The sequence below is a fragment of the Pantoea sp. DY-15 genome (assembly GCF_019795935.1).
GTDB lineage: Bacteria > Pseudomonadota > Gammaproteobacteria > Enterobacterales > Enterobacteriaceae > Pantoea > Pantoea leporis.
In genome coordinates, this window is sequence record NZ_JAIMIF010000004.1 from 221,334 (window position 1) to 233,881 (window position 12,548).

The 12,548-nt window shown below is 54.0% G+C and carries 7 protein-coding genes; 2 read left to right on the forward strand and 5 right to left on the reverse strand.

The genetic code is table 11. The features are described 5' to 3' along the window. Window positions 1–30 precede the first annotated feature (30 nt). Window positions 31–5,562 (reverse strand): glutamate synthase-related protein, encoded by a 5,532-nt coding sequence (locus tag K5Y32_RS16165; protein ID WP_222185107.1) that lies wholly within the window; start codon window positions 5,560–5,562, stop codon window positions 31–33. A 902-nt stretch (window positions 5,563–6,464) separates the two neighbouring features. Between K5Y32_RS16165 and arcB the strand changes: the two genes are divergently transcribed. Next, complete coding sequence (gene arcB, locus K5Y32_RS16170) at window positions 6,465–8,819, forward strand: aerobic respiration two-component sensor histidine kinase ArcB (protein ID WP_222185109.1); 2,355 nt, start codon at window positions 6,465–6,467, stop codon at window positions 8,817–8,819. Between the two features lie 876 nt (window positions 8,820–9,695). Further along, complete coding sequence (mtgA, locus tag K5Y32_RS16175) at window positions 9,696–10,418, forward strand: monofunctional biosynthetic peptidoglycan transglycosylase (protein ID WP_222185110.1); 723 nt, start codon at window positions 9,696–9,698, stop codon at window positions 10,416–10,418. Between the two features lie 5 nt (window positions 10,419–10,423). On the opposite strand, the gene npr is transcribed toward mtgA, so the two are convergent. The 4 genes from npr to hpf form a co-directional block, all read right to left on the reverse strand. Next, entirely contained in the window at window positions 10,424–10,696 is a 273-nt protein-coding gene (gene npr, locus K5Y32_RS16180; RefSeq protein WP_008104379.1) for a PTS phosphocarrier protein NPr, read from the reverse strand. Continuing rightward, entirely contained in the window at window positions 10,693–11,547 is an 855-nt protein-coding gene (gene rapZ / locus K5Y32_RS16185) for an RNase adapter RapZ (RefSeq protein ID WP_101762285.1), read from the reverse strand. Before rapZ ends, npr begins: the two co-directional genes overlap by 4 nt. Window positions 11,548–11,599: 52 nt before the next feature. Next, window positions 11,600–12,082: a PTS IIA-like nitrogen regulatory protein PtsN gene (gene ptsN, locus K5Y32_RS16190; RefSeq protein ID WP_176970221.1), complete on the reverse strand. Its 483-nt coding sequence runs from the start codon at window positions 12,080–12,082 to the stop codon at window positions 11,600–11,602. A gap of 160 nt (window positions 12,083–12,242) precedes the next feature. Continuing rightward, window positions 12,243–12,530: a ribosome hibernation promoting factor gene (gene hpf, locus K5Y32_RS16195; RefSeq protein WP_101762283.1), complete on the reverse strand. Its 288-nt coding sequence runs from the start codon at window positions 12,528–12,530 to the stop codon at window positions 12,243–12,245. Window positions 12,531–12,548: the final 18 nt, after the last annotated feature.

A 12,548-nucleotide genomic window follows, 5' to 3' on the forward strand; every position in this document is an offset into this window, starting at 1 on the left:
CTAAATTACACATGTTCAGTAGCACTGTAATCAGGAAAGTTTCCCGACTGCAGCAGCGATTTCTGGCAAGGCAGCACGCGCAAACAGCTCTTCAAAATCAGGCAGATGACCAAGCACTTCACGGTTGCAGGCATCCTGATAGATGATCCAGCCGTAAGTCGCCAGGCTGTCCATCGAGCGAATGTTGCGCTGCGTTAATGCCGCTTTGTAATCTGACATTCGTTTCGCGGCGATCAGGCTTGCCAGCTCGTCATCACTGTAACTCTCAATCGCCGAGCGTGCATGACGTTGCAGCTTGCTGATGAGCGTGAAATCTTCGGTCATCAGAAGATTACGTACCGCTTTTTCTACTGCTGGATCTTCCACCGCCGTGCCTTTCGGCAGCTTGCCCAGCGCCAGCTGCTGCGCGAGGCTGAGAACGGTGTAGTTGTTCAGCAGAACAAACATCTCCAGCGTATCGGTCGCGCCATAAGCCGGAACTGCGCCGTTGGCAATGGTTTTACCATCACGCCACGCTGATTTGAACTTCGCAACCTGATGCGCAGCCAGCGAGGTTGACAGCTCTTCAAGCAGGTCTTTACGTGATTTGGCTTTCAGGATTTCGGTGCCATCCTGATACAGCAGCAGCGAACGCGGCATCACATAAACAAAGTGGTGGCACTCGGTTTCCCAGTTATCCAGCAGCCAGGCCGCGCGTGGCGATTGGGTTGCTTCCAGATGCCAGTTCAGCATGGTCAGCACCGCTTGTTTGTGCACCTGCGCCATTTCATCTTCATCGGCGATAGAACCAAACAGCACCGAATCACCTGCTGCGTGGGCTGCCAGCGATCCATACGGATCGTACTGGTAAGCGAAACCGCCGCTCATGCCGTTGCCAAAGCCTTTACCAAAGGTGCCAAGGTTGAGGATGGCGCCGTTGGTCATGTATTCGCAGCAGAAGTCACCAACGCCTTCCACTACCGCGGTTGCGCCGGAGTTACGCACGGCGAAGCGGTCACCCGCCTGGCCCTGAACGAACAGACGGCCGCCGGTGGCGCCAAACAGCGCGAAGTTACCGATCAACACGTTGCCATCGCTATCCTGTGCGCCGCCGCCTGGTGACATCACCACCAACTCGCCGCCGCACTGGCCTTTGCCGACACCGTCGTTACAGGTGCCGTAATGCTTCATCTGCATGCCGTCGTTGCAGAACGCGCCGAACGACTGGCCGGCAGAACCGCTGGTGTTAATCAGCACGGTGGCTGGCGCCAGATAGTGACGACCGCGATCGTCTTTCAGCACCGCTGGCAATGCAGCCAGCTGCTCTGTCGAGAGTCCATGGTTCAGCATGCGTTCGATATCGATCGCCAGCTGACCACCGACGCTTTTGTTACGGTTGTTCAGCGTGATGCCCGCGCCCAGCGCGATTTCACGGCTTGCCGCGCCAACCAGCTGCGTTTTCAGCTCGCTGACCCAGCCATCATCCAGCTCAAAGTCTTTTTCCAGATACACCGGCTTGGCAATTTTCTGCTCTGGCACCACGGTCAACATCGCACGCAGATCCAGTTTGCCGACTTCCAGCGGGTGATCCATCAAGTGCAGCAGATCCGAACGGCCACGCGCTTCACGCAGAGACCGCAGACCGAGGCGGGCAAGGAACTCACGCACTTCCTGCGCCACGTTGATGAAGTACTGCGCCAGCTGACGCGGATCACCATCAAAGGCTTCGGCGTTAGTGGTTAAACCGGCCGGGCATTTGACGTTACAGTTTTTCGCCATCACGCATTTCAGCATCATCAGCGCGGTGGTGCCGAACTCGAAGCTATCGCCGCCGAGCAGGGCAGATTTGATCACATCGCTGCCGGTTTGCTGCGCGCCGGAGCAGCGCAGCTGCACTTTGTCGCGCAGGCCGTTGGCACACAGCGCCTGATGCACTTCAGCGATGCCGATTTCCGCCACGCGGCCGGTATATTTCAGGCTGGTAACGGACGCTGCGCCGGTGCCGCCGGTGTTACCCGCGACGTTGATGACATCTGCGCCAGCTTTCGCCACGCCAACGGCGATGGTGCCGATACCTTCAGAGGAAACCAGTTTGACGATGACGCGCACGCGCGCGGCTTTACAGTCGTGGATCAGCTGAGCCAAATCCTCGATGGAGTAAGTGTCGTGGTGCGGCGGCGGTGAAACCAGCTCAACGCCCGGCGTACCGCCACGCGCTGCGGCAATCTCAACGGTCACTTTTGGTGCCGGCAGCTGGCCGCCTTCACCAGGCTTCGCGCCCTGACCGATTTTGATTTCCAGCTCTTCCAGCATTGGATCAGCAAGATAAGCGGCCCACACGCCGAAACGCCCGGATGCCAACTGTTTGATACGTGACGCGCGGATGGTGCCGTGACGTGAATAGTGCTCGCCACCTTCACCACAGTTACTCATGCCGCCAACCATGTTGGTACCGTGCGCGACAGCTTCGTGCGCCGGCGCAACCAATGCTCCGTGGCTCATCGCACCGGAAGCAAAGGTACGCGTGATTTCGTGGGCTGGCTGAATCTCTTCCAGCGGCAGCGATGGCAGCGCAGTGAAGATTAGCGACAGATAATCGGCCGCTTTGCCGTAAGCGGTGATGTGCAACACGCCATCCGCCACGTTGCTGTTTTCGATATCGTCGGTGAAACGGGTTTTCAGTGCCCGTGCCAGCGCTTCCAGGCGCTCGCTTTCCGGTTTCAGGCCAGCAATGGCATCGATCAGACGCAGCTCGAACTGGTTCAGGCTGCCGTTCACTGCCTCACATTTCAGGCCACGCGTAGCGAAACCGTTGTTCACCAGCGAGTAGCGGCCCAGTTTACGGCCGAATTCGGCTTCACTGTCCACGTGGGTCAGATCGCACGGCAGCGCGAGGATGTCACGTAGCGCCGCAGGACGGCGTTTACGTTCGGCATGCATCAGGCTGGAGAACTGACGATAATCTGGCGTGATGGCAAAGCTGTCGATCACATCATTTGGGATGCGCTCAAAGCTGCTGTCTGTAAAGGCTTCGGCTTTGATGTTGAACGCGTTATCCAGTTTGGCCAGCGTCATCAAACGAATAAAGTTGTCCTCTTCGCGCTCTTTGTTAGCAAAGCGAATGGGTTGTTCCGTCATATCAATGAAGGTACGCACCGCGATGGTGCCGTATGAGTGGCCCGCGCCTTCAGCACGCTCTTTGAACAGGCCGAGCAACGGCACTTCCGCTTCGCCCTGAATTTTTAATGCGCTTTGATGCCAGTCTACCGCCATCTGGGCGATCGCCGGGAAGCCCGCGCCGCCGACCGGCGTTTTGATATTCGGGAAATACTTTTTCAATACCGGATCGTCGGTATTCAGGAAGTTCGGCTCGAAGAACTCGCCGCAGCTGTAGCTCTCAACGGTACACAGGCCGACTTTACCCATGGTTTTCATCAGCGCTTTTTCGGCTGCTTTGGCATAGCGTTTAAAGGCTTTATTTCCTTCTTCGCCTTCACCGAATTTCTCTTCCGCACGCATCTGCACGCCGAGTGGGTAAACGGCAGAAGCACCGAAGCCCAGCGTCGCCGCGATATGGTGTGAAGAGATGCTTTGGCCACTTTCGACCACCAGCGAAACATCCAGACGCAGACCTTCCTGCACCAGACGTTGGTTGATCGCCGACACCATCAGCAGCATCGGGATCGCTGCGTGAGTTGAAGAGATATGACGATCGGTGATCACCGCGATGCCGCCTTGCTGGCGTGCGAAATCGACAACCTGCTGGGCTAAGTCATCAATGGCTTTTTCCAGCGCGTTGGCGTTGGCCGCACGGCTGACGATATCTTTGCCGACCACCGGCTCATACAGCATCTCGAAACGCGCATAAGGAGCGACGGTTTGCTCGCGCAGGCGCAGCATGTCGAGGTGCGTCAGGATTGGCGTCGGAACAATGATTTGCTGACCTTTGCTGCGGCCGAGATGCGGCTTCGCACCCAGCGCAACACGCAGCGTCATGCCGTCCGCTTCACGAATGGAGTCGAGCGGCGGGTTGGTAACCTGGGCAAATCGTTGTGAGAAGTAGTGCGCCATGCCGCCTTCATGGTCAGACAGGCCGTTGATGGCGTTGCCATACCCCATGGCTGAGATCTTCTCAGCGCCGGTTTGCAGCATCGGATCCATCATAAATTTGAAGCTTTCCTGGTTGTAGTAGTAGGCGACAAAACGTTGATAGGTTTTGAGGTCACCACGATAACGCAGCGGCGAGCCGAGCTGCTCTGCCTGAATTTCTGGCAGGTCGGCGAGATCGATACGCGCTTTGCTCAGCAGTGACAGATAATCTTTTTCAGCGGCCAGTTTTTCCAGCGCTTCAACCGTGGTGTAAGAGCGTTTCTCTTTGTGATCGTAATAGAGCATGCCGCCCGCTTCGATACGGCCACGACGCAGCACGCTTTCCGGTGGGAAGGCGATCTGGCCCGCTTCAGACATCGCTCCGATGTACTCCGCGGTTTCAACGGAACGCAGCGGACGCAGACCGAGGCGGTCAAGTCGCGCGCCGATAACTTCACCGTTACCGAAGATCAGCGCAGCTGGGCCATCGTTCTTCTCTTCATATAAAGAGAAGTACTCGAGCATGGCGCGCACTTCGTTCGAGAGCGAGGTATCGTTCTCCCACGCTGGCGGCATCATCGAAACTACGGCGTTGATCAGGTCGAGGTTATCTTCCATCAAACGGCTATGGATGCTCTGGTCGAGACGCGAACTGTCGGACTGACCTTTTGGACGCACGATTTTTTTACCGCGCGCCAGCATCAGTGCCGCTTCGGCAATGCGGTTTTTACGATCGGTGTTCAGCTCGCCGTTGTGCGCCATTAAGCGGAATGGCTGCGCCATGGTGGTATGCGGATCGGTGTTGGTCGAGAAACGGGTGTGGAAGAACAGCCCGCGCACCTGATGATCGGCATCGGTCAAATCTTTGAAGTAAGGAATCACTTCGTTGGAGTTCAGACGCGCTTTAAATACCTGCGTGCGCGAAGAGAGCGACAGCGGATAGAGGCCGCCGAATTCGCTTTCGGTAAAGGCGCGCGCTTCGATATCCAGCAGCGCGCGATAAATCTGGCGCTCGAATTCGAGTTGTTCAGTCACTTCCTGCGGCGCGGCAAAAATCCACTGCACAATCGGCAGCTGGAATTGCAGGGCGGCCGGGCGCGTCACGCTGCCGTCCAGCGGCATATCGCGTTTCACTAATACCGGGAAGTTATGCGCCGCCAGCGTTTCTTCAACCAGACGCTCAGCGTTTGCACGCAGCTCTGCGTCTTTTGGCACAAAGAAGTTACCGACGCCAAAACGTCCGGCTTCCAGCGCCAGACCGGTGACCTTGCGGAAGAAGTTCAGGGAGAGATCGACGTTCACACCCGCGCCATCGCCCACGCCTTCGGCAGACATGCCGCCACGATGCGGAACCGTGCACAGCGCGCTATGGGCCATCCGCAGAATCTCATGAGTCTGCTCGCCGTCCTTACGGGTAATGAAACCTACACCACAGCTGTCACTGCCAGCTGATGGGTCATACAAACCATAGGGATTCGGTTTTTGCGTGGACATTGAGAGTCTCCTTAAACTTCTTTTGACATTACCTGCATTATTTCGTGTACCGCAGCGTGACAATGTAAGCCAGCGCGGCGGTATCAATTCTTGTGCCGCTCAGTAAAGAGCAGGCGTCGCAGCACCGAGCAAGGGCTCTCAAGACACTGTTGTCACGTCCTTAATGAGCTGCTCTTTTTATTCCGGTCTCTTTCGGGAGATAGCTTGCATCCAGAGGGAGGCTTCTTGCTGCATAGATATGCCGAGACACAGGCCCACCAGGAAAGCTTCCAGTGGAATTCCAACTTATCGGGAAAGCGAACTCAGGTCAAATAGCCAGCTTTGATGCGGGTAATAGGCTTTCTTGTCACTTAATTAAATGATTAATAAGAATTTATTGCGTAAATTTATGTCAATATCCCGCTGCGCATTCCCCCAGGAAGTGTGAGCCGTCTCACTGTGACCCAGCCCTCTAATATCCAAACAATGCTGGCAGAAAGGGTTATAACAGCATTTAATGCTGTTAGGGGCAGTTGATACACAGCATGTATCTGTTTTTCTTATGGCGTCATATTTGAATCAAAATGGCGCTGCCATTAGTAAAATTAATCACGCAAAGCGTGCGTAGAAAGTCATTTAAGATGAATGGGTATGCAATAAGGAGGTGCAACCATCAGGATGAATGGCTGCCAGGGTGCTGATTAGCACCGGATGTTGAGGAAAGGTCCGCAAAAGTGCGGCCCTCCAGATTATTCAGTTGGCAGAATTAGTCAAGCGCTTTGCGCATATAGAAGGGAACGTCGGCGAAATCACGCTGCGATGCACCATTACAGGGCATAACCTGCGCGATATGGCCGGGTGAAGCGGGGCAGCGCAGCGATAATTACGCTATCATGAGCCAGATTTCGTTCAGGGAGCTCGTAATGAAACAGATTCGTCTTTTAGCGCAGTACTACGTTGATTTGATGGTCAAACTCGGCCTGGTACGCTTTTCGCTGCTGTTAGCCTCAGCGCTGGTGGTGCTGGCGATGGTGGTACAGATGGCCGTCACCATGGTATTGCGTGGGCATGTGGAGAGCATCGACGTCGTCCGCTCCATCTTCTTCGGTCTGTTGATTACGCCCTGGGCCGTCTATTTCCTCTCAGTGGTGGTCGATCAGCTGGAAGAGTCGCGCCAGCGCCTGTCGAAACTGGTGGATAAGCTGGAAGAGATGCGTACGCGCGATCTCGAGCTGAACCAGCAGATGAAAGAGACCATCACCCAGCTTAATCAGGAAATTAACGACCGTATTAAAGCCGAGCAAGCGCGCGAGCAGGTGATGGATAAGCTGCGCGAAGAGATGGCACGACGCGAGCAGGCGCAAATTGAGCTGGAACAGCAATCCTCCTTCCTGCGCTCCTTCCTTGATGCGTCACCGGATTTGGTGTTCTACCGCAACATTGATAAGCAGTTCTCCGGCTGTAATCGCGCCATGGAACTGCTAACCGGCATGAGTGAAAAGCAGCTGATTGGCCTGACACCACGCGATATCTACGATGATGAAGCCGCCACCAAAGTGCTGGAAACCGATGAGAAGGTGTTCCGCCACAATGTGTCGCTAACCTACGAACAGTGGCTGCAATATCCCGACGGGCGCAAAGCCTGTTTCGAAATCCGTAAAGTGCCCTATTACGACCGTGTCGGAAAACGCAGTGGCCTGATGGGCTTTGGCCGCGACATTACCGAGCGTAAGCGCTATCAGGACGCGCTGGAGAACGCCAGCCGTGAGAAGACTACCTTTATTTCGACTATCAGCCATGAGCTGCGTACGCCGCTGAATGGCATCGTCGGGCTGAGCCGCATCCTGCTGGATACCGATCTCAATCAGGAGCAGCTGAAGTACCTCAAAACCATCCACGTGTCGGCCATCACGCTGGGCAACATCTTCAATGATGTAATTGAAGTGGACAAAATCGAACGCCGCAAAGTGCAGCTGGATAATCAGCCGCTGGATTTCACCGGTTTCCTCGCCGATCTGGAAAACCTCTCCGGTCTGCTGGCGCAGCCAAAAGGGCTGAAATTTGTCATGGCGCCGGAGCTGCCGCTGCCCCATAAAATTTCGGCGGATGGCACGCGTCTGCGTCAGATTCTGTGGAACCTGATCGGCAATGCCGTGAAATTTACTCAGCAGGGCGAGATTGTGGTGCGCGTTGCCTATCGTCAGGATGAAACGCTGCACTTTGAAGTGCAGGATTCCGGAATGGGCATTCCGCAGGAAGAGCAGGATAAGATCTTCGCCATGTATTACCAGGTGAAAGATCAGCACGGCGGCAAGCCGGCAACGGGCACCGGCATCGGTTTAGCGGTCTCGCGTCGTTTAGCCCAGGCGATGGGCGGCGATATCAGCGTGAGTAGCGTCGCGGGGCAGGGTTCCTGCTTCACCGTGGAGATCAACGCGCCACGCGTCGCTGAGGAAGTGGAAGACGACAATCTGGATGACAGTATGCCGTTGCCGGCGCTGCATGTGTTGCTGGTGGAAGATATTGAACTCAACGTCATCGTTGCGCGCTCGGTACTGGAGAAGCTGGGTTGCAGCGTCGAAGTCGCGATGACCGGTACGGATGCGCTGGCGATGTTTGATCCGCAGGAGTTCGATCTGGTGCTGCTCGATATTCAGCTTCCGGATATGACGGGCCTCGACGTGTCACGTGCCATCCATCAGCGTTACGCAGATGTGGCGCTGCCGCCGCTGGTGGCATTGACCGCCAATGTGCTGAAAGACAAAAAAGAGTATCTCGATGCCGGCATGGATGATGTGTTGAGCAAACCGCTTGCTGTGCCAGCGCTTACGGCGGTGATCAAGAAGTTCTGGGATTATCAGCCGGAGCTGGAAGAGATCGCCACCGAATCATCAGACGCGCAGTCGCGCACGCTGCTAGATGTGGCGATGCTGGAGCAATACATTGAACTGGTTGGCCCTGGTTTGATTACCCAAAGCCTGACCATGTTTGAGCAGATGATGCCGGGCTACCTCGAGGTGCTGGATTCCAACATGATGGCGCGCGATCAAAAAGGCATTGCTGAAGAAGGGCACAAGATCAAAGGTGCGGCAGGTTCGGTTGGCTTACTGCATATACAGCAGTTGGCGAAGCAGATTCAGTCGCCGGAATTGCCAGCGTGGTGGGACAACGTGCAAGAGTGGGTCGATGAGTTAAAACAAGAGTGGCTGAAAGACGTGAACGTGTTACGTGAATGGGTAGCGGAGCGGGAAAAATTACAGGACGTTAGAAAAAAATGACCCCAGTCGAAACTGGGGTGCGCGAATACTGCGCCAACACCAGGGAAATGGGCACTGCTGCTATTATTAGAAATCGAATAAGAAAGCAGCAGTTCGGTATTGGTTAACGCTTCCAAATCACCTTAACAAATTCGCCAATGCTTGCGACAAGATTCATTAAATTGTGTGATGTTGAGCAGCGATTAAATACAGAAAACATTAATTTGCTGACACAGTCAAGCAAGGAATTAATTTCTTTGCCATATTGCACCTTTTTTGACCAATTGTTCTGCTTTTTGCCTGGTTTTGCTTCAGTCGTTAGCAGGAAAAGCCTGACACGAGCATGGAAAATATGATTCTGACAAAAAATTGAAGTTAAGTTAGATTAACATGCTGATATTGATGAATAAAGTAAGGTTTTCTGACGGCTTATCCAAAACGTTTTGGAAACCTTAAACGGAAAGTTCCAGTTTATAGTTTATTGAATGATGTAAACCAATTGTGCGGTAAATCGCTTTACCATCATTGAGGCCCAATGCAGGCAGGATCATACAGATTTGGTCGCATTTTTCAGATTGGTCTCTGTAATCAATGAACAAGTTCGAACATCATAAAAAATTATAGTTAAGCTTCATGAAAGCTTTTGCGTGAGCGATATCACATTCAGTTAAGTGTTCATGCACGCAGCGCCTGGTGCATTTAACATCATGGAACCGATTCCTTTTTGGCGGAAGTGCTTGATGTGATTGGCTCTAATAGAGGAACGTTGATTGCGCAGGCAACAATTTCACTGACGTTTTTGCCAATCAGAGGATAAAATTTAGTGGTTAATCGTTGGTGTTAGCTATTGTGACTTGGGTGATTGATTAATACAGGGAACAGGTAAGAGAAAATTGCATGAGCAAGAGTAAAGGGACGCTGGGAAAACGTATTAAAGTACTGATTGCTAAAGTGCTGCTGACCTGGCTCGGCATCTGGTTAGCGGGCATTCTGCTGTTTGCTTTTTTACCGGTACCGTTTTCGGCGGTAATGATGGAGCGGCAAATCGGTGCCTGGTTTACAGGGCGTTTTGATTATGTGGCGCACTCGGATTGGGTCGGCATGGACGAGATCTCGCCGTGGATGGCTTTGGCTGTTATCGCGTCGGAAGATCAAAAGTTTCCCGAGCATTGGGGCTTTGATGTTGATGCCATTCAATCAGTGCTGGATAACGATGGCAATGAACGTATGCGCGGGGCTTCAACCTTGTCGCAGCAGACGGCAAAAAACCTGTTTCTTTGGGATGGCCGCAGCTGGGTGCGTAAAGGGCTGGAAGCGGGACTCACGGTGGGAATCGAAACCGTGTGGACTAAGCGGCGCATCCTGACGGTTTATCTCAATATCGCAGAATTTGGCGACGGCGTATTTGGCGTGGAAGAGGCCTCACAGCGCTACTTCCATAAACCCGCCAGCCGCCTGACAATGTCTGAAGCGGCGTTACTGGCTGCGGTTCTGCCCAATCCGATCCGTTTCCGCGCCAATGCGCCTTCAGGCTACACGCGACAGCGTCAGCAGTGGATTATGCGGCAGATGCGCCAGTTAGGCGGCGAGGGTTTCCTGAATCGCTACAAGCTGCACTGAAAGGCTTAATCTTCGTCAAAGCCCGCTTCAAACAGTTCGATAACCGCTGCCAGCGCCTGCTCTTCCTGCGGGCCGCTGGCTTCGATTTCAATGTGACCGCCTTTCGCTGAGTCGAGCATCAGCAACGCAATTACGCTGCTGGCTTCGGCTTCGGTGCCCGATTCGTTACGCAGCAACACTTCAGCATCAAAACTCTGCACCAGCTCGAACAGCTTCATCGCTGGGCGCGCGTGCATGCCCAGCTTGTTACGAATCTCAACGGTTTGCTTCACGGTCATGATTTGCGTTTTTCCAGAGTGCGATGACGAGACTGCACGTTTTTACCGCGTGAACGGAAATAATCCGCCAGTTGTTCCGCGATATACACCGAACGATGCTTACCGCCGGTACAGCCAATGGCGACGGTAAGATAGCTGCGGTTATTGGTTTCCAGCATCGGCAGCCACAGTTCCAGATAGCTGCGCGTTTGATAGATAAAGTTGTGCACTTCGGTGTGACGATCGAGGAAGGCGGCCACCGGGCGATCCAGACCGGTCATCGGACGCAGCTTGGGATCCCAGTGCGGGTTCGGCAGGAAGCGCACATCGAAAACATAATCGGCGTCGATCGGAATGCCGTGTTTGAAGCCGAATGACTCAAACACCATGGTCAGTTCACGCTCGCGCTTGCCCAGCAAGCGGGTACGCAGCATCTCTGCCAATTCATGAACCGACATCTCAGACGTATCGATAATCAGATCGGCGCGTGAGCGCAGTGGCTCCAGCAGATCGTTCTCTTCATCGATAGCACTTTCCAGCGACAGGTTTTTGCTGGAGAGCGGATGCAGGCGACGCGTATCGCTGTAGCGGCGAATCAGCGTGTTGCGATCGGTATCAAGAAACAGCAGCTGCGGCGAAAAGGCATCGGGCAGATTGTTGAGCGCCGCTTCAAAGACTTCCGGTGATTCCGGCATGTTACGCACGTCAATGCTGACCGCGGCAGAGATATTGCGTTCGGTTAAGGTATTCGCCAGCTCCGGTAGCAATACCACCGGCAAGTTGTCGACACAGTAAAAGCCCATATCTTCGAGGGCACGCAGCGCGACTGATTTTCCTGAGCCTGACCGACCGCTAACGATCATCAGCACCATCACATTTCTCCCGTTTTAAACCGGCGAATACGCCGGTAAAAGTGTTTCTCGCTTAAGAGTGTGCTTCCTGAGCTTCTGTGATAATGGCGTAGAGCTCTTGGTCGCTCTGTGCCGCGCGCAAACGACGACAGACGGTTTTATCCGCCAGGCGTTTGGCAACCAGCGAAAGCGTGTGCAAGTGGGTTTTACACTGGTCCGCGGGTACCAGCAGGGCAAACAGCAGGTCAACCGGCTGATTATCTACCGCATCAAAAGCGATAGGCTGATCGAGGCTAATAAACACGCCGACAGCGCGTAAGGTGTCCTCTTCCAGCTTGCCATGTGGAATGGCGATGCCGTTGCCAATACCGGTACTGCCCATACGTTCGCGGGTCAGGATGGCTTCGAAAAGCGTCTGGTGCGGCAGATTGAGCTGCTTCGCTGCCAGCTCGCTGATAATTTCCAGCGCGCGTTTTTTACTCTGGCAGTGTACGCCGCTACGGGTACAGTCCAGTGAAAGGACCGAGCTCAATTCCAGTGTTAGATCGTTGTTCATCATCGTTTCACTTGCGAGTTCACATAGCCACGAGTTTCAGGCAATTGATTTCATTGCCGTTCGCCCGCTGGCGCTTGCGCAGATGACAAAACGGGGCGGTAAGTTCCGCCCCATTTATGCTCTAAGTGCCGAATCAGTCAGCACTCTGCAAGCGTGAAGGTTAGTGTTTTTTCAGTTTGTCTTTGTGTTTGGTCAGCTGACGGGAAAGCTTATCGATTAACCCGTCGATGGCCGCGTACATGTCTTCCGCTTCCGATGTGGCGTGCAGCTCTCCGCCGTTAACGTGCAGTGTTGCATCCGCAACCTGCGTCACCTTCTCTACCTTCAGAACAATATAAACCTGATTGATACGATCAAAATAGTGTTCCAGTTTGGCAAATTTGGTATTTACAAATTCACGCAGAGGTTCGGTAATTTCAACATTAAGTCCGGTAAGGTTTAGCTGCATAGGTCTTCCTTCTTCGTT

Bases quoted from the DNA above. Each gene is read 5' to 3' on its own strand.
- K5Y32_RS16165 (WP_222185107.1), bottom strand. From the start codon at position 5,562: ATGTCCACGCAAAAACCGAATCCCTATGGTTTGTATGACCCATCAGCT.
- arcB (WP_222185109.1), top strand. From the start codon at position 6,465: ATGAAACAGATTCGTCTTTTAGCGCAGTACTACGTTGATTTGATGGTC.
- mtgA (WP_222185110.1), top strand. From the start codon at position 9,696: ATGAGCAAGAGTAAAGGGACGCTGGGAAAACGTATTAAAGTACTGATT.
- npr (WP_008104379.1), bottom strand. From the start codon at position 10,696: ATGACCGTGAAGCAAACCGTTGAGATTCGTAACAAGCTGGGCATGCAC.
- rapZ (WP_101762285.1), bottom strand. From the start codon at position 11,547: ATGGTGCTGATGATCGTTAGCGGTCGGTCAGGCTCAGGAAAATCAGTC.
- ptsN (WP_176970221.1), bottom strand. From the start codon at position 12,082: ATGAACAACGATCTAACACTGGAATTGAGCTCGGTCCTTTCACTGGAC.
- hpf (WP_101762283.1), bottom strand. From the start codon at position 12,530: ATGCAGCTAAACCTTACCGGACTTAATGTTGAAATTACCGAACCTCTG.